This window comes from Streptomyces sp. NPDC060035, assembly GCF_042736635.1.
Lineage (GTDB): Bacteria > Actinomycetota > Actinomycetes > Streptomycetales > Streptomycetaceae > Streptomyces.
In genome coordinates, this window is sequence record NZ_JBHWVO010000014.1 from 116,042 (window position 1) to 132,937 (window position 16,896).

The following is a 16,896-nucleotide window of genomic DNA, read 5'->3' on the forward strand; positions in this document are numbered from 1 at the left end:
GCGCGCTCACCCCTCCGCGGAGACCCGTACGGGCAGCGTCCCCATCGCACCGCGCAGCGCCGCCGCGAACTCCTGAAACTCCTCGTGCCGCGCCGTGCCCGTACGGATCGCCAGAGCGACCCGCCGCGAGGGGGCGGGATCCGCGAAGTAGCCGGTGGCCAGCGCCTCGTTGCGCCCGGTCTCCACCGTCACCGCCGTCCGTGGCAGCAGCGTCACCCCGAGACCGCCCGCGACGAGCTGCACCAGGGTGGAGAGCCCCGCGGCGGTCGTCGTCACCGGCGCCCCGTCCGTGCGCCCCGCCTCGCGGCAGATGTCCAGCGCCTGATCACGCAGGCAGTGCCCCTCGTCGAGCAGCAGCAGCGGCAGATCACGCAACGCCTCCCGCGGGATGTCGGTGCGCCCGCCCAACTGGTGCTCCTGCTCCATGACGAGCACGAAGTCCTCGTCGAACAGCGGCAGTTCGGTGACGCCGGGCATCCCGAGCGGGACGGCGAGCAGCAGCAGGTCCAGCCGCCCGGCCGCCAGCCCCTCCAGCAGCGAGGAGGTCTGTTCCTCGTGGACCTGGAGGTCCAGCTCGGGGTAGCGCTCGTGGACCAGCCGCAGCACGGCGGGCAGCAGATACGGCGCGACGGTCGGGATCACGCCGAGCCTGAGCACCCCGGTGAACGGCGCCCGCACCGCCTCCGCCTCCTCCATCAGCTCGCCCACGGCCTCCAGCACCGCGCCGGTCCGCACCGCGAGCCGCTCCCCGGCGGGCGAGAGCAGCACCTTGCGCGTCGTACGCTCGATGAGCTGGACACCCAGTGCCACCTCCAGCGCCGATACGGCTCCGGAGAGTGCGGGCTGACTCATCCCGATTGCTGCCGCAGCATCCCGGAAGTGCAGATGCTCCGCCACGGCCGCGAAGGCGCGCAGCTGCGAGAGGCTGGGCTGCTTGGCCCTGATGCCCTGGTTTACGTACCCCACTGATAGGTACCTCCGATCATAGCGACCGAGTGTAGCTATTTCCGCGATCAATGCACTCTGTGCCATGGTGGGGATCGTCCAACCCCCAGGAACGCCCCCAAAAAGGGAATTCCTATGCTACAAGGAGTGCGCGTGCTCACTGTCGGTGACAAGTTCCCCCAGTTCGACCTGACCGCTTGTGTGTCGTTGGAGACCGGCAAGGAGTTCGAGCAGATCAACCACAAGACCTACGAGGGTCAGTGGAAGATCGTCTTCGCGTGGCCGAAGGACTTCACCTTCGTGTGCCCCACCGAGATCGCCGCCTTCGGCAAGCTGAACGAGGAGTTCGCCGACCGTGACGCGCAGGTTCTCGGCTTCTCCGGTGACTCCGAGTTCGTGCACCACGCCTGGCGCAAGGACCACCCGGACCTGACCGACCTGCCCTTCCCGATGCTGGCCGACTCGAAGCACGAGCTCATGCGTGACCTCGGTATCGAGGGCGAGGACGGCTTCGCCCAGCGCGCCGTCTTCATCGTCGACCAGAACAACGAGATCCAGTTCACGATGGTGACCGCCGGTTCCGTGGGCCGTAACCCCAAGGAGGTCCTGCGGGTCCTCGACGCCCTGCAGACCGACGAGCTCTGCCCCTGCAACTGGACCAAGGGCGAGAACACCCTCGACCCGGTCGCGCTCCTCTCGGGCGAGTGAGCTGATACCGACATGGCACTCGACGAACTGAAGTCCGCCATACCGGACTTCGCCAAGGACCTGAAGCTGAACCTCGGTTCGGTCATCGGGAACAGCGAGCTCCCCCAGCAGCAGCTCTGGGGCACCGTCCTGGCCTGCGCGATCGCCTCCCGCTCACCCAAGGTGCTGCGCGAGCTCGAGCCGGAGGCCAAGGCCAACCTCTCCGCCGAGGCGTACACCGCGGCGAAGTCGGCTGCCGCCATCATGGCGATGAACAACGTCTTCTACCGCACCCGGCACCTGCTGTCGGATCCCGAGTACGGGAACCTCCGCGCGGGCCTGCGGATGAACGTCATCGGCAAGCCGGGCGTGGAGAAGATCGACTTCGAGCTGTGGTCGCTCGCCGTCTCCGCGATCAACGGCTGCGGCCAGTGCCTGGACTCCCACGAGCAGGTGCTGCGCACGGCCGGCGTGGACCGTGAGACCATTCAGGAAGCCGTAAAGATCGCTTCGGTGATCCAGGCTGTCGGCGTGACCCTCGATGCCGAGGCCGTACTCGCCGAGTAGCACCCGCAGTACCCATGAACGAGAAGGGCCCCGAGGACGACCGACCGTCCCCGGGGCCCTTCTTATGCGTCCGGGCCAGGTGTGCGCGTGCGCGCTACTGCTTGCCGGGCTCGTCCTGCGCGCCCGTCCCGTCGGCGGCGGCCGTGTCCGGGGCCGGCCGTGCCCCGGGAGCCTCCGTCGGCGCCACCCCGATCGCTGTCGCGCCGTGTGGCTGCGGCGAGTGGCGCAGGGCCGCCTCCCGCCCGTACGCCCGCAGATAGCCGACCACGGTATTCGTCACGGCGACCAGCGGTACGGCGACGACCGCACCGCCGATGCCGGCGATCATGCCGCCCGCCGCGACGGAGAGGACGACGGCCAGCGGGTGGACGCGCACCGCGCGGCCGAGGATGAACGGCTGCAGGATGTGGCCCTCGATCTGCTGCACGGCCAGCACCACGATCAGCACCATCAGCGCGGTGAACACGCCCTGGGTGACGAGCGCGACGACCACGGCGAGCGCCCCGGAGATCACGGCGCCGACCAGCGGGATGAAGGCGAAGAGGAAGATGAAGACGGCCAGCGGCACCGCCATCGGCACATCGAGGAAGTAGATCCCCAGGCCGATGAAGATCGCGTCGATCAGGGCGACGATCACCGTGCCCCGCACATAGGCGGTCAGCGTGCGCCAGGCTCGCGGTCCGGCGCCCGCGACGCCCGGCCGGGCCTGGGCGGGTACCAGCTTGAGCACCCACTGCCAGATGCGCTTCCCGTCGTACAGCAGGAAGAGCGTCGAGAACATCGCCAGCAGTATCCCGGTGAGGACCTCCACCATCACGGTGACGCCCTGCAGTCCGGCGGAGGTGATCTCCTCGGTGTTGGTGCCGACGGTGTCGCTGAGGTTCTTCGCGATGTCGTTGATCTGCGACTCGGTGACATGGAACGGGCTGTCGAGGAGCCAGCGCTTCAGCTCGTCGATGCCGTCGCGCACCCTGTCGGACAGCGTGTCGAGGTTGTCCATCACCTGCCACACGACGAACCAGCCGACCAGGCCCATGACAACGAAGCCGAGCACGGCGGTGACGGCGGTGGCGAGACCGCGTGGCAGTCCCAGCCGCTTCAGCCGCACGACGGTCGGCTGGAGCATGGCGGTCACGAGCAGTGCAGCGACGAAGGCCAGGACGACCAGTTGCACGGCGCTGATGATCCGCATCAGCACCCAGAGCGTTCCCGCCAGGACCAGCAGCCGCCAGCCCGCCTCCGCCGCGACGCGCATTCCCCAGGGGATCGCCGCCACCGGATCGGGCCTGGCGGCCACGGTGGGGGCGTACGTGGGCGGGCGCGGCACCTGCTCGGCGGCGTCCGCAGTCCCGGCAGCAACGGTGGAGACGGTCGACGAGGATGTGCGCGAGGCCGCGGCGTCGGCGTCGTCCCGGCGTTCGTCCTCGGCACGGCGTTCTTCCAGGCGTGCCCCGATCTGGGTCAGTTCGGCGCCCAGCCGCCCGAGCCACCCCGGAAGTCCTGACATGATATTTCCCTTTCCCCCGCTTGCTCCCATCACTCCCCCGGAGCTGTTCGGATTGACCGTACACGCGTGAAGCCCCGCACCGTATGACGGTGCGGGGCCTCACGAGGTTGAGCGCGGGAACCTCGAGGGTTTCCTAGTACCAGTGGTTGGCCTGCCAGAAGGACCAGGCCGCACAGGGACTGCCGTAGCGGTCGCTGTTCATGTAGCTGAGGCCCCACTTGATCTGCGTGGCCGGGTTGGTCTGCCAGTCGGCGCCGGCGGACACCATCTTGGAGCCGGGCAGTGCCTGCATGATGCCGTAGGCGCCGGAGGACGGGTTGCTCGCCCGGTAGTTCCAGCCCGACTCGCGCTCCACGATGTTGCTGAAGCACTGGAACTGGTCGGCCGGCATCATCTGGCGGGCCATCGCCTGGACTTCGGCCACGCTGTAGGAGCCCTGCGCCGAGAACGTCGAGGCGTCGCGGACGGAGGACCGGCTCGCGCGATCGGCCTCTGCCTTCGCCTCGCGCTCTTCCTCCAGCTTGTCCTCGGCCGCCTGCTTCTTCGACTTGGCGTCCTTGGCGGCCTGGAGGCGGGCCGTTTCTTCAGCAGACTTCTTCGCCGCCGCGTCAGCTGCGGAGGCCTGTGCATCGGCCTGCTGCGTCAACGAAGCGGTCTGAACCTGGGCCTGCTGGCCCGCGGGAATGTCTGCGAGCAGCGTGGTGTCGGCTGCGGCCGCTTCGAAGTTGTCGTCAGCAGCGGGAGTGCTGCCCGACGCAACGCCGACGACGGCGCCTACGGTGGTGACCGCGGTGGCAGATGCCACGGCGAACCCCCGGACCGAGATCCGGCTCACATGGTGTCCTTCCAGCATCGCCCGCTTAGGTGACCTCGCGGGCGCAATCGTGCCCTTGACGCTGGCCTCCCTACTGCTTGGGTCACGGGAGGCACGGGCCCGGTGGGCAACTTCCTTGCGGAAGTGCCGCGTGGTGCTCGCGGGCGGCATACGGACGGCGATTGTTGAGTTGTGTGGTGCGTGGCACCTCTGGAGGTGCCCGAGTGCCGTATGCGGGGCCTGACGGAAGCAAGACTCTGCCGGACGGACACGGGGCGTTGCAATTCTGTGTTGCGTGTTAAAGCTCACACCCTGTTTGGAGCACGTGTTTTCCGGAAATGACAGCGCAACACGATGCCGCCCGGCTAAGCTCCTTGGCTCGCCGGGCGGCATCTTTGGGACTTTCGGCGTCAGATCCGGCCTTCCTCCAGCATTTCGGTCACCAGTGCGGCGATCTGCGAGCGCTCGGAGCGGGTGAGCGTGACGTGCGCGAAGAGCGGATGCCCCTTCAGCTTCTCGACCACGGCGACGACTCCGTCGTACCGGCCGACCCTGAGGTTGTCCCGCTGAGCCACGTCATGCGTGAGCACCACGCGTGAATTCGTCCCGATCCGGGACAACACGGTCAGCAGGACATTCCGTTCGAGCGACTGTGCCTCGTCCACGATCACGAACGCGTCGTGGAGCGAGCGGCCCCGGATGTGGGTGAGCGGCAGGATCTCCAGCATCCCGCGCCCCAGCACCTCTTCGATGACCTCACGGCCGGCGACCGCCGACAGCGTGTCGAAGACGGCCTGCGCCCAGGGGCTCATCTTCTCGGACTCGCTGCCGGGGAGATAGCCGAGCTCCTGCCCGCCGACCGCGTACAACGGCCGGAAGACCATCACCTTCTGATGCTGCCTGCGCTCCAGTACGGCCTCCAGGCCCGCACAGAGTGCCAGCGCCGACTTACCGGTGCCCGCCCTGCCTCCCATCGACACGATGCCGACGTCCGGGTCGAGGAGCAGATCGAGCGCGATGCGCTGCTCGGCGCTGCGGCCGTGGATCCCGAAGGCCTCCCGGTCGCCGCGCACGAGGCGCACATTGCCCTCGGCGGTGACCCTGCCGAGGGCCTTGCCGCGCTCGGACTGGAGGACCAGTCCCGTATGTACGGGATGGTCCGCCGCCTCGGGGACGTACAACGTCTCCTCGGCGAACAGCAGATCGACCTGTTCGGCGGAGAGCGACAGCTCGGACATCCCTGTCCAGCCGGAGTCGGTGATGGCGAGCTCGGCGCGGTACTCCTCGGCCAGGAGGCCGACCGAGGACGCCTTGATCCTGAGCGGCAGGTCCTTGGAGACGACGGTGACGTCGTACCCCTCGGCCTGCAGATTGCGCGCCACCGCGAGAATCCGTGAGTCGTTGTCCCCCAACCGGTAGCCGGCGGGCAGGACGCCGGGATCGGAATGGTTGAGTTCGACGCGGAGCGTCCCGCCCAGATCCCCGAGCGGGATCGGGGCATCCAGCCGGCCGTACCGGACTCGGAAGTCGTCCAGCAGGCGCAGGGCCTGCCGGGCGAAGTATCCGAGCTCGGGGTGGTGCCGTTTGGCCTCCAGCTCCGTGACCACGACGATCGGCAGCACTACTTCGTGCTCGTCGAACCGGGCCATGGCGTTGGGGTCGGCCAGCAGGACGCTGGTGTCGAGAACATAGGTGCGCCTGTCGGGCATGCGGCGCTTAGTACTGGTCACCACGGAAGGACGTACCCCCTCGGACGAGGTCGGGGAGTGCGACGGACGTCGCGGAACTTCCCAAAGGGAGAGGACGGACCGGGTTCGGACCCCGTGCACGGGCCGAACACCGGCCCTCCGCGTCGGCCGCACGGTGTGCGGTCCTTCGTGTGCAAAGGGCCTCCCGGGCGAGCGGACTGGGCTCCGCTCACTTGGCTGCGACATCCGCCTGGTTGTGACTGGATATCGACCTGACAGGGGTATTCCCTCGAACACGCGAAGCCATGCGCGTGGGGTGGACCAGCACTCCCGCCCGGGTTGCACGGGGGCGGCCCCTGGTCGTTCCGCCCTCGATCGCCGGACGGGCTCGGCGCGGAGGGCGCCGCCCGTGAAGAGGGGCGCCCATGGGGAGGAGCCCTTGAGGAGGAGAGCGTCAGGCGCCGTAGCGGCGGTGGCGGGCCGCGTAGTCGCGCAGGGCGCGGAGGAAGTCGACCTTGCGGAAGGCCGGCCAGAACACCTCGCAGAAGTAGTACTCCGAATGCGCGCTCTGCCAGAGCATGAAGCCGGACAGCCGCTGCTCGCCACTGGTCCGGATCACCAGGTCCGGATCGGGCTGCCCGCGTGTGTAGAGGTGCTCGGAGATGAGGTCCGTGGAGACGACCTCCGCGAGCTCCTCGAAGGTCGTGCCCTTCGCGGAGTGGTCCAGCAGCAGGGACCGGACCGCGTCCGCGATCTCCTGGCGTCCGCCGTAGCCGACCGCGACATTGACGATTATCCCGTCGATACCGCCCGTGGCCTCCTCCGCCTCCTTGAGGACGGTCTGGGTCCGCGCCGGCAGCAGGTCGAGCGTGCCGACGTGGTGGACACGCCACCGCCCGTCCGCCGCCAGGTTGCGCACGGTGTTCTCGATGATGCCGAGCAGCGGGATGAGCTCTGCCTCGGGCCGGTCGAAGTTGTCCGTGGAGAGCAGCCAGAGGGTGACGACCTCGACCTCGGTCTCACTGCACCAGCCGAGCAGCTCGGAGATCTTGTCCGCGCCGGCCTGGTGTCCCTGCACGGCCGAACCGCCCGACGCCTTCGCCCAGCGCCGGTTGCCGTCGAGGATGACTCCGATGTGCTTGGGTACCTGCGCGTGATCCAGGCGGCCTTCCACCCGGCGCGCGTAGAGCCCGTACACCAGGTCGCGCAAGTTCACTGAGTTCACCCTCTCGGTTCCGTACGGACCACAGGCCCGTCCTCCCCGTCGCCGGGGGTCCGGGGCGGTCCCCGGGGGGATCACCGCGCGGTCCGCACTTCACACTCTCGCGCCGCGCATCGGCTTTCCCCGAAGCCGCCACATTACTGCGCACGAGTGGTAGGGGCCCAACCCGGCCTGTCACAAGTCCGTGATAAGGAGAGAAACGTGACTGAATACCTCCCCCATCATGCCGCCGAGTCGCGCTACGACTCCATGGAGTACCGCCGCACGGGCCGCAGCGGGCTCAAGCTCCCCGCCGTCTCACTGGGCCTGTGGCACAACTTCGGCGACGACCGCAGCCTAGGCTCCCAGCGGGCGATCCTCCGCCGCGCCTTCGACCTCGGCGTGACCCACTTCGATCTGGCCAATAACTACGGTCCGCCGCCCGGCTCCGCCGAGCTCAATTTCGGCAAGCTCTTCCGGCAGGACTTCGCCCCGTACCGGGACGAGCTGATCATCTCCACCAAGGCCGGTTACGAGATGCACCCGGGCCCGTACGGCGAGTGGGGGTCCCGCAAGTACCTCCTGTCCTCGCTCGACGCCTCGCTGAAGCGGATGCGGCTCGATTACGTCGACATCTTCTACTCCCACCGCTTCGACCCCGGCACACCCCTCGAGGAGACGATGGGGGCGCTCGCCTCCGCCGTGCGCCAGGGCAAGGCGCTGTACGCGGGTGTCTCCTCGTACAACGCCGCACAGACCGCGGAGGCGGCCCGGCTGCTGCGGGAGATGGGGGTGCCCGCCCTGATCCACCAGCCGTCCTACTCGATGGTGAACCGCTGGGTGGAGGCCGACGGGCTGCTCGACACGCTGGAGGCGGCCGGCATGGGCTGTATCTCCTTCGCGCCGCTCGCCCAGGGGCTGCTCACGGGCAAGTACCTCAAGGGCATCCCCGAGGGGTCGCGCGCCTCGCAGGGCAAGTCCCTCGACCCCGGCCTCCTCTCGGACGAGATGGTCCGCCGGCTGCGCGGGCTGAACGACATCGCCGTGCGCCGCGGCCAGTCCCTCGCCCAGCTGGCGCTGAACTGGGTGCTGCGGGACAGCCGCATGACATCGGCCCTGATCGGCGCGTCGAGCGTGAGTCAGCTGGAGGAGAACGTGGCCGCACTCGCCGCACCGGCACTCTCCGCGGCCGAGCTGGCGGAGATCGACACCTTCGCGGTGGACACCGCGAGCACCAACATCTGGGCCAACCGGGGCTGAGTACCGGGCCGGGTGCAGAGCCGATATCGCTTCTGCACAAGGGCCGCACAGCCTGGCCACAAAAAAACGGGCCGGTCCGTGGGGGGGGTTACGGACCGGCCCGAGGGGGGGTTTCCACCATAACCCTTCGTAAGTGATGCTGCGTGCCACGCCACTCCATAATCACTCTCCGAGTTCGCGGGACTTCGCTACGAGCATGGGTTCCGGCCACCCCGAGAGCTCCGCGCCCCAGCCATACAGGACCGATACTGTCCTGTTGACGTCCTAGATTCGGTCCATGACGACACGCGCCCGCACCGTGACCGTGACCTGGCCCGAGGCGAATGCCCGGAGGCTGGCCCGGCAGTCCCTGTCCGAGGACACCGACCGGTCCCCGGGCCCCGTGTCCTCCTCCCCCGCGGAAGCCGTCGCCTCCATGCTCGGTGCGCATGCCCAGGTGCTGTCCGCTGCCGAGCTCTCGGTGGGACTGCGTGCGGAAGGGCTGACCCGGACAGATGTGCGCACGGCACTGTGGACCGACCGGACCCTCGTCAAGACGTTCGGCCCGCGCGGCACGGTGCACCTGCTGCCCGCCGACGATCTCCCGCTCTGGACCGGAGCCCTCTCCGCCGTACCGACCGGGACGAGTCCGTTCCCGAAGGACGCCCGGATGACGCCGGACCAGGTCGAGGCCGTCGTGGCGGCGGTGTCCGACGCGCTGACCGGTGCCGAGCTGACGATCGACGAACTCTCCGCGGAGGTCGTGGCCCGCACCGGGCCCTGGGCCGGGGATCCGGTGATGCCCGGGTTCCAGGACATGTGGCCGCGCTGGCGTCAGGTGCTGCACCTGGCCGGCCACCGGGGCGCCCTGTGCTACGCCCCCAACCGCGGCCGCAAGGCCACGTACACCAACCCCGGCCATGTTCCGCTGCCCGGCCAGGAGGCGCTGGCCACGCTCGTCCAGCGCTTTCTGTACGCGTACGGCCCCGCCACCCCGGCCCACTTCGCCCGGTGGCTCGCGGCGTCGCGCGGCTGGGCCGGAAAGCTCTTCGACACTCTGGCCGGGGACGGCACGATCGAGGAGGTGGCGTTCGAGGACTGCGGGACCGCCTGGGTGACGGCGGGCGACACCGATTTCCCTTCGGCTCCGGCGCGCGGCGTGCGTCTGCTCCCCTACTTCGACGCGTTCACCGTCGCCTCCTACCCTCGCGAGCGGCTCTTCCCCGGCGCGGCGTACGAGCGTGCGCTCGCGGGCGGGCAGGCGGGCAACTTCCCGGTGCTGCTGGTGGACGGCACGGTTGCCGGTGTCTGGCACCAGCGCCGCTCGGGAAAGAGGATCGCGGTGACGGTGGAGCCGCTGTCCGTCCTGGACGCCGCACAGATCCGGGCGCTGGAGGAGCAGGTGGAACGGGTGGGCGCCGTGCTGGAGGGCAGGCCCGCGCTGACGGTGGGGAAGGTGACGGTGGGCGCGCACGCGTAGGGCGGCCCTGCGCCGCGACCGTTCAGCTGCGGACGAAGCGGATCGCCACCGTGTCCCCGCCGATGACCACGAAGTCGCCGTTCTCGCACCGGATGACGGCCTCGTGCACCTCACCGTGCTCGTCCCGGCGCTCCTGGGTGCCGACGACCGTCCAGGCCCCTCCGTACGGCGGCGGGGGCAGCTGGCTCAGCGGGGCGAACTGCCACTGACCCGCGGGTACACACCAGTCGGGAAGTCCGGGCCAGGCGCCCGACGTGATCCGCAGCGTCCAGTCGGAGGCGCACGTCATGAGGACCGACTGACCGCCCGCGAGCACGAATTCGACCGCTTCCGGCTCTCCGGCGCGTCCCTCGGGACGGTAGAACAGGCCGTGGACGGCGGTGATTCGCGCGCCCGTGAGCCAGTCGGCGTTGCCGTGGCGCGGCCGGCCGGCGGGCCGGCGGATCTCTTCGCCGGGTGTGTCCCTTCCCACCGTCATGAGCTGCTCCTTCGCTGTGCGCTCAGCCACCAGGGTCGCACTACCCATGGGTAGGACGGAGGAGCGGGTGCTGCCGTTGCATCCGGCGGCCGCGAAACCGACTTCAGCGTAGGCCCGTTGGCGCTACCCCGGCTTGCCGGCCCCGATCAGTGACCGGGCGCAGTGAGCAGAAAGACCGGCACCAGGGGTGCCGGTGGGCCGGTCAGGCGGCCAGTCCACCGAACAGCAGGCCCAGCAGCGCACCCGCGATCATGAACGGGCCGAACGGGATTCCCGTCTTGCGCCCTGCCCGTCGCACCAGCATCAGGCCGACGCCGTACAGCGCTCCGAGCAGGAACCCGGCGAAGCCTCCCGCACACAGCACCGCCCACCCGTACCAGCCGAGCGCGACGCCCAGGGCCAGGGCCAGCTTCACATCGCCGAAGCCCATGCCGTTCGGGTTGATCAGGAACAGCAGGAGGTAGAAGCCGCCGAGCGCGGCACCGCCGAGCAGGGCCGAGGTCCAGGACCCCGCGTGCTCGGGCAGCAGGGCAACGCCCCCCAGGAGCACGGCGGCGGCGCCGGCCAGCGGCAGGGTCAGCCGGTCGGGCAGCCGGTGGACCCGGCGGTCGATGACGGCGAGGAGCACGGTGACCGGGGCCAGCAGCAGCCAGACGGCGAGCTCGGGCCGGGCGCCGGTGGCGGCGGCGAGCGCGGCGCACGCGAGGACGGTGACGACGGGGGCGAGGACCGCGGGTGCGTAGCGGTGCCGTCCGGCCGGCGGGGGCCCCTGCAGGGCCGCGCCTCCCGGGAGCGAGGGGACGGCCACGGCGCAGGTCGCACACCGGGTCGAACCGAGCCAGCCGCGGCCCGGCCCGGTGAGTGCGTGCCCGGCCGGGCACACGTCCCGCCAGGGCTCCTCCGGCTCGACGGAGAACCGGTAGGCGGCGCGCGGGAGCAGCAGTCCGGTGGCGGCGCCCCAGAGCGCGGCGACCGCAATCAGTGTGGCGTCCACGGTGCCGACCCTAATCCGGCGGCACGGCAGGGGTCTTGGGCCCTGGGGCCCACCGGTGGCCCATCCGGACCCACATCCGGGCTCCGGGGGCTACGGTCGGTGCCCATGGGGAAATGGCGCAATGGCAGCGGAACGCTGACGGTCGGTACGGGTTCGCACGCACAGGAGGTGCCGTTGCGGATCGCGGCGTCCTACCGGGCGCGGACGCGGGGGCTGCTGGGTGTGCAGGGCGTCGACGGGGCACTCCTGATCACACCGTGCGGGAGTGTGCACACCTTCCGGATGCGGTTCACGATCGATGTGGCCTACCTGGACCGGAAGTTCAACGTCCTGGCGGTCCGCACGATGAAGCCGGGCCGCCTCGGCATGCCCCGGCTGCGCGCCCGTCATGTGGTGGAGTCGGAGGCCGGCGCGATGGAGAAGTGGGGACTGCGGCCGGGCGCGCGGGTCCAGGTCGCCGCCGCGACCCGGTAGCAGGGGGCAGGGGGGGCTGCGAGCCTCCTTCCAGCGCCCCGGAGCCGTTCGGGCCGGACAGGCCGGGCAGCGGGCCGAACACCCTCCGGGCCTCAGGGGAGCTTGGCCACCTGGGCGGTGACGAGTTCGGCCGGTACCTCCGGTGTCATGGCCGAAAGGAAGTTGACGGCGTAGAAGGTGACGACCGTCGACCCGGTCCGAACCAGCTGGAAGACCAGCGGCACGCCCTCCCCCTCGATGCTGCCCGTCACCTGGTAGGCGAGCGACTCCTGCCCCGCCTCGGGCGCGGGCAGCGCCTTGACCCCGCTGTACGTGGACGGCCCGTCGTCGCTCGTCGTACGGAAGCCGTCCGCGCAGGCCTTCACCGCGTCCCGGACCGAGCGGAGCAGCTGCTCGGCCCCGCCGGGTGCGTGCGAGGTGAGGATCTCGGTGACGACCGTCTGGTCGTCCTGGCCCTCTTCCGAGGTGTCCATGGCCGTACGGAAGACGGTGGCGGCCGGGGCGGGTTCGGGCGATCCGTTGATGATCGAGGCAATCGGCCGGCAGGCCTCGTCCTCGGACTGCTCGGTGCCGCGTTCGTCGCCGCCCGGCATCTTGGCGAAGTCGTACTCCGGCAGCTCGCCGTTGACCAGGGCCACCTCGGTGAGCTCGGCCTCCGTGAGCGTCCTGCCGTTGCTGGTGGGCGTGGGACCGGGAGCGGATCCGGCGTCGGCACCCGGAGTGGGCGAGGCACTCGCCTTGCTGCCGGCCTTCCCGCCGTCCTTGCCGTCGCCCTTGTCCGCGCTGTCGTCCGGCCCGCACGCGCCAGCCGTGAGACAGAGGACGGCCACGGTCGCCGCCATGACAGTCGTACGTACCTTCATCGTCAACGCTCCTGACCGACAGTGCACCCGGAGTCTGCACGCTAACAACCGGGAGGCCGCGGGCGCGTGGGCCCGTGGGCCCAAACGGCGAGCGGGAAGCGTTGCGGACTCCGCCGCGATCAGGGCGGCCCCGAGCCGAGCAGCGTCCAGGCCCCGTAGGCGGCGGAGGCCAGGGCGAGCACGCCGACGACCGCGGCCGTACGGGCCGTCGTACGCAGCCTCAGCAGCGCGACGGCGGGCGGGAGGAGCAGCGGGAACGCCGGCATCATCAGCCGCGGCCGGGACCCGAAGTACCCGGAGCCGATCAGTGAGATGACGACGACGGCGATGCCGTACACCAGGACGGGAAGCGGCTGCCGTTGCCGTACGCACAGGGCTACCAGCCACGCCAGCAGCCCGAGCGCCACGCACAGGCCGAGCGCGGCGGGCAGCGGCAGGCCGACGATGAAGGAGGCCAGCGCCCGGCCGCCGTCGATGCTGTTGCCCCAGGCCGCCTGTACCTCGAAGTACGCGAACGGGCTGCCCTCCCGCACGGCGACGAACACCACGTACGCGAGCCAGCCCAGTGGTGCGAGGCAGACACCCGCCAGCATGCGGGCATGCCGCCGCAGGAGGCCTTCCCGGGCGCCCGCCCGGTACTCCCGTACGAGGACGGCGAGGGCCGCGACCGCCAGTGCGGCCACGAGCGCGGCCGCCGAGGGCCGGGTCAGCCCCGCCAGGACGCACAGCCCGCCCGCCACGATCCAGCGGTCCCTGAGCACTGCGTACAGCGCCCAGGCGGCGAGCGCGGTGAAGAGTGTCTCGGTGTACGCCATCGACTGCACGAACGCCGTGGGATACACGCCCCACAGCGCCGCCAGCACCACCCCGGTGCGCCGGCCGTGCAGTCGCGCCCCGACGGCGAAGATCCCCCAGGCGGCCAGCAGCCCCGCGGCCCAGGCAACCGTGATTCCCGCTCCCCGGACGGTGAGCGGGGTCACCTCGGCGAGGGCGCGTTCCAGCGCGGGCAGGAGCGGGAAGAAGGCCAGGTCGGAGTGGATGCTGCCGTCGGGAAGGGTCACGGTGTAGCGGTAACCGTGCTCGGCGATGCGCTGGTACCAGACGGAGTCCCAGCGACCGCCGAGCAGCTTGAGTGCGTCCTTGCCCGCGAGGGAAGCGGAGGCCCAGAGGACGACGAGCCCGATGACACGGACGCCCGCGTAGGCCGCGAGGGCAGGGGCTGCGGCGTGGAACGCCGCCGCCGCGCGGAGGCGGACGGCGCGCCGGTGCGGAGGCGGCCCCGGCGGCCGGGTGCTGGTCAGGTTGTCGGGCATGCGGCCGATTATGACCACAGGCGCCCGCCCTGCTCCCAATCGCCGGTGCCGCCGCTGCCTCCACGCCCGCGTCACCCGGCGGGTCGGCCCCGGGGTCCGTGCGCCCGTCACGGGGCCGTCGGCGTCGGGCCCGCGCCCTCAGCGCTCCCAGGGCAGCCGGGCCGGGCGGCGGGACCACCACCAGCCGCGCTCGGCAACCGCCGCACCCGAGCGGGTGAGACGTCCGAGCAGCGCGCCGGCGTCGCCCTCCGTGTGTGCGCGGAACACCGCGTCGAGCGCCGTGACGGCTCCGGCCAGTGGCTCCCGCTCCTCGCCCGAGGCCGCCCCGATCAGCTCCTCCAGACGGTCGCGGGTGCCGAGGTCCTCGACGTACAACTCGAACGGATAGCGTCCGGTCGGCGCCCAGTCGGCGGCGATGCGGCGTACCAGCCGCTCCCAGAGCAGCAGCGCCTCGCGCGCGCGGTTCACGGGGCTCTCCGCGGGGGCGGTGCGCCGGGGGTCCGTGATGTCCGCGAATCCATCGGCGACCGGGGTAGGCAGCTTCTCTTCCCGCAGGATCTCGGCCAGTACCTCGACACGGGCGGCCGGAAGCTGCGCCATGGGTGCCTCGACCGCGTCGACCACGACGGCCGGGGCCTCTCCGTCCCCCTCGCCGTCGGTCTCCAGCAACCGTGCCCGGGTAACCGTCCCGTCCGGGCCCGCCGCCCAGTAGGCCGACGGCGCCTGCTCCTGTGCGGGATACAACACGGTCGTACCGAGCCGGCCCGCCAGCCGCAGTGCCGCCTCCGCCTCGTCGGGCGGGGACGCCACGGCGTCCGACACGGAGACATCCCAGGCGAGCGCCACGTCCCCGCCCACGCCGCGGTAGGTGCAGAGCACCGGAGCGTCCCAGTTGCGGTCGTACGTCTGCTCATCGTCCTCGTCGGCCACGTCCGCGTCCGCCACCGGCAGACCGATCGCACCGGCCAGGGCCGCCGCGATGGTCTGCGGCTCCGGCCGGTGCACCGTGAGGAAGTTGTAGAGCACAGTCACGAATAGGTCCCGTCGTAGACCTTCTTGGCCTTCTCGATCACTTCGGGATGGTTGGCGAAGCGGGGGTTCCTTGTCAAAGCGGGCGAATCCGTCTTTCCTCCCGCCTTGGCGATCTCCTTGAGGGCCGCGTACTCGTTCCTGTCGAGTTCCACGAGGCCCTTGCCGGAGATCGGGAACGTCCGGCCGTTCTCCTCCACCCCGTATTTACGGCCGTTGATCTCGTAGGCGCTGCCGTTGTCGACGAGCTTCCCCTTGCCTTCCGCGATCCCCTTGATGTCGTTCTGGACGTTCGCCTCGTTGCCCTTGAGGATGACGGTGTTCTTCTCCTTGACCATGCCGTTGCGCGCCCCTGCGACGGTGTGACGGGCGTGCGGCGGCTTGAGCTTCTTGCCGGCTGCGGGGCCCTTGACGCTCGGATCCGTCTCGAATTCGCAGTCGTTGTTGTGCACGAGCGCGCTGGCGGCGCCGATGCCGACGTAGTACGCGTGGACTCCCTCGACCGACAGGTCGTGCGTCGTCTGCTGCCCGGTGTACCGGGAGACCCCGGTCACGAGCAGCGAAGCTCCACCCGGCAGCCGCAGCCGGTCTCCGGTCACGATGTCGCCGGCGTCCACCCACCGCTGCCGGCCGGTGAGCCAGAACGGGTGTGTGTCGGTGGCCGTGACCTGACCGGCGGAGGTGCTCAGCCGGGTGAACTCCTTGTCGTCGTACGTAGTGAAGGTCTCCGTCACCCTGCGCACCCCGGAGACACCGCGAACCGGGTCGGTGGCGACGACTTCGTCCCCTGCCCGCAACGACTCGATCGGGACACGCTTGCCGGTGGCGACCAGGACCGGGGTGCCGGGCGGGAAGCTGTGACTCACCGGACAGGTGGTCGGCTTCTCCGGCTGGTCGTCCTTCTTCGGCGGGTCCTTCTTCTCCGTGTCGAGCTTCTTCTTCGCGTCGGCGAGCTTCTTCTCGGCGTCCTGAACCTTCTTACGGTTCTTGATCAGGCCCTTCAGCCCGTCGTACAGATCCCCGCCGTGCTTCTTGAGCTTCTTGATCAGCTGAGCGGCCTTCTTCCACTTCCACGGCGCCCCGTACTTCGCCGCAAGCTTCCCGACCGCACCGCCCACAAGGCTCAACAGCACATTGATCAACGTCTCGGTGCACGCACCCATGTCGCCCTTGGTGATGCAGTCCAGGGCGTCCGTGATCCCCAGCTCCTCGGCAAGGATCTTGGCAAGCTCCTTCGCCGCCTCAAGAGCCTTGTCCGAACTGGTCTTCTCGTCCTTCTGCGCGTCCTGGAGCTCCTTCAGCGCAGCGTCGTAGTCGATCTGCGTCTGCGACTTCGGAGCACCGTCGTCCGACGCCGGCAGCCCATCACCCGGCGACCCCGAGTCGCCGCCCTGCGTTTCCGGACCGCCACTGCCACCGCAGTTGCTGCCACCGGTCACCTGACAGACAGCCGTACCCAACCGCTCCGCCAGCTGAGGGCCGATCCCGGTCACCAGCAGCGCACCGACAATGGCCGCCACCACGGCGACCAGGCCGAGATACTCGATCGCGCCCTGACCTCGCTGCGGCCTACGCAGACCCGCCAGGCGCACATCCGTACGCGGCACAGCCCTCCGC

16 protein-coding genes are annotated in these 16,896 nt (G+C 70.2%); 5 read left to right on the top strand and 11 right to left on the bottom strand.

What is annotated here, in order from left to right:
- Window positions 1-6: 6 nt before the first annotated feature.
- The gene (locus tag ACFWBQ_RS22575; RefSeq protein WP_385491848.1) at window positions 7-966 is read right to left on the bottom strand and encodes a hydrogen peroxide-inducible genes activator; all 960 of its coding nucleotides are present in this window, start codon (window positions 964-966) and stop codon (window positions 7-9) included.
- 132 nt (window positions 967-1,098) lie between these two features.
- Here ACFWBQ_RS22575 and ACFWBQ_RS22580 point away from each other — a divergent pair, with 132 nt between their 5' ends.
- Both ACFWBQ_RS22580 and ACFWBQ_RS22585 read left to right on the top strand, forming a co-directional pair.
- A complete protein-coding gene (locus ACFWBQ_RS22580) occupies window positions 1,099-1,653 on the top strand; it encodes a peroxiredoxin (RefSeq protein ID WP_385491851.1) in 555 nt (184 codons plus the stop codon).
- A gap of 12 nt (window positions 1,654-1,665) precedes the next feature.
- The gene (locus tag ACFWBQ_RS22585) at window positions 1,666-2,199 is read left to right on the top strand and encodes an alkyl hydroperoxide reductase (RefSeq protein ID WP_385491853.1); all 534 of its coding nucleotides are present in this window, start codon (window positions 1,666-1,668) and stop codon (window positions 2,197-2,199) included.
- A 94-nt stretch (window positions 2,200-2,293) separates the two neighbouring features.
- On the opposite strand, the gene ACFWBQ_RS22590 is transcribed toward ACFWBQ_RS22585, so the two are convergent.
- The 4 genes from ACFWBQ_RS22590 to ACFWBQ_RS22605 all read right to left on the bottom strand — a co-directional run bounded on the left by ACFWBQ_RS22590 (window position 2,294) and on the right by ACFWBQ_RS22605 (window position 7,424).
- Window positions 2,294-3,706 (bottom strand): AI-2E family transporter, encoded by a 1,413-nt coding sequence (locus ACFWBQ_RS22590; protein ID WP_385491856.1) that lies wholly within the window; start codon window positions 3,704-3,706, stop codon window positions 2,294-2,296.
- Window positions 3,707-3,839: 133 nt separating this feature from the next.
- Entirely contained in the window at window positions 3,840-4,541 is a 702-nt protein-coding gene (locus ACFWBQ_RS22595) for a transglycosylase SLT domain-containing protein (RefSeq protein WP_385491859.1), read from the bottom strand.
- Window positions 4,542-4,930: 389 nt separating this feature from the next.
- Window positions 4,931-6,253 (bottom strand): PhoH family protein, encoded by a 1,323-nt coding sequence (locus tag ACFWBQ_RS22600; RefSeq protein ID WP_385491862.1) that lies wholly within the window; start codon window positions 6,251-6,253, stop codon window positions 4,931-4,933.
- 409 nt (window positions 6,254-6,662) lie between these two features.
- Window positions 6,663-7,424: an isoprenyl transferase gene (locus tag ACFWBQ_RS22605; RefSeq protein ID WP_385491864.1), complete on the bottom strand. Its 762-nt coding sequence runs from the start codon at window positions 7,422-7,424 to the stop codon at window positions 6,663-6,665.
- Between the two features lie 207 nt (window positions 7,425-7,631).
- Between ACFWBQ_RS22605 and mgrA the strand changes: the two genes are divergently transcribed.
- Together mgrA and ACFWBQ_RS22615 are read left to right on the top strand one after the other, a co-directional pair.
- Window positions 7,632-8,669: an L-glyceraldehyde 3-phosphate reductase gene (mgrA, locus tag ACFWBQ_RS22610; RefSeq protein ID WP_385491866.1), complete on the top strand. Its 1,038-nt coding sequence runs from the start codon at window positions 7,632-7,634 to the stop codon at window positions 8,667-8,669.
- 277 nt (window positions 8,670-8,946) lie between these two features.
- Entirely contained in the window at window positions 8,947-10,128 is a 1,182-nt protein-coding gene (locus tag ACFWBQ_RS22615; RefSeq protein WP_385491868.1) for a winged helix DNA-binding domain-containing protein, read from the top strand.
- 22 nt (window positions 10,129-10,150) lie between these two features.
- Here ACFWBQ_RS22615 and ACFWBQ_RS22620 read toward each other — a convergent pair whose 3' ends face one another.
- Window positions 10,151-10,606 (bottom strand): hypothetical protein, encoded by a 456-nt coding sequence (locus tag ACFWBQ_RS22620; protein WP_385491870.1) that lies wholly within the window; start codon window positions 10,604-10,606, stop codon window positions 10,151-10,153.
- A 202-nt stretch (window positions 10,607-10,808) separates the two neighbouring features.
- On the bottom strand, window positions 10,809-11,600 hold the full coding sequence (locus ACFWBQ_RS22625; RefSeq protein ID WP_385491872.1) for a prepilin peptidase: 792 nt from the start codon (window positions 11,598-11,600) through the stop codon (window positions 10,809-10,811).
- A 105-nt stretch (window positions 11,601-11,705) separates the two neighbouring features.
- Here ACFWBQ_RS22625 and ACFWBQ_RS22630 point away from each other — a divergent pair, with 105 nt between their 5' ends.
- A complete protein-coding gene (locus ACFWBQ_RS22630; RefSeq protein ID WP_385491874.1) occupies window positions 11,706-12,074 on the top strand; it encodes a DUF192 domain-containing protein in 369 nt (122 codons plus the stop codon).
- A gap of 92 nt (window positions 12,075-12,166) precedes the next feature.
- Here ACFWBQ_RS22630 and ACFWBQ_RS22635 read toward each other — a convergent pair whose 3' ends face one another.
- From ACFWBQ_RS22635 to ACFWBQ_RS22650, 4 genes are all read right to left on the bottom strand, one after another.
- On the bottom strand, window positions 12,167-12,937 hold the full coding sequence (locus ACFWBQ_RS22635; protein ID WP_385491877.1) for a hypothetical protein: 771 nt from the start codon (window positions 12,935-12,937) through the stop codon (window positions 12,167-12,169).
- Between the two features lie 119 nt (window positions 12,938-13,056).
- Window positions 13,057-14,250 (bottom strand): hypothetical protein, encoded by a 1,194-nt coding sequence (locus tag ACFWBQ_RS22640; protein ID WP_385491880.1) that lies wholly within the window; start codon window positions 14,248-14,250, stop codon window positions 13,057-13,059.
- A gap of 138 nt (window positions 14,251-14,388) precedes the next feature.
- The gene (locus ACFWBQ_RS22645) at window positions 14,389-15,282 is read right to left on the bottom strand and encodes a hypothetical protein (RefSeq protein ID WP_385491883.1); all 894 of its coding nucleotides are present in this window, start codon (window positions 15,280-15,282) and stop codon (window positions 14,389-14,391) included.
- Window positions 15,279-16,886: a polymorphic toxin-type HINT domain-containing protein gene (locus ACFWBQ_RS22650; protein ID WP_385491886.1), complete on the bottom strand. Its 1,608-nt coding sequence runs from the start codon at window positions 16,884-16,886 to the stop codon at window positions 15,279-15,281. The genes ACFWBQ_RS22645 and ACFWBQ_RS22650 overlap by 4 nt, the downstream gene beginning before the upstream one ends.
- Window positions 16,887-16,896 lie beyond the last annotated feature (10 nt).

Coding starts and splice junctions, on each gene's coding strand:
- ACFWBQ_RS22635 (WP_385491877.1), bottom strand. CDS start 12,937: ATGAAGGTACGTACGACTGTCATGGCGGCGACCGTGGCCGTCCTCTGT.
- ACFWBQ_RS22615 (WP_385491868.1), top strand. CDS start 8,947: ATGACGACACGCGCCCGCACCGTGACCGTGACCTGGCCCGAGGCGAAT.
- ACFWBQ_RS22620 (WP_385491870.1), bottom strand. CDS start 10,606: ATGACGGTGGGAAGGGACACACCCGGCGAAGAGATCCGCCGGCCCGCC.
- ACFWBQ_RS22640 (WP_385491880.1), bottom strand. CDS start 14,250: ATGCCCGACAACCTGACCAGCACCCGGCCGCCGGGGCCGCCTCCGCAC.
- ACFWBQ_RS22585 (WP_385491853.1), top strand. CDS start 1,666: ATGGCACTCGACGAACTGAAGTCCGCCATACCGGACTTCGCCAAGGAC.
- ACFWBQ_RS22630 (WP_385491874.1), top strand. CDS start 11,706: ATGGGGAAATGGCGCAATGGCAGCGGAACGCTGACGGTCGGTACGGGT.
- ACFWBQ_RS22590 (WP_385491856.1), bottom strand. CDS start 3,706: ATGTCAGGACTTCCGGGGTGGCTCGGGCGGCTGGGCGCCGAACTGACC.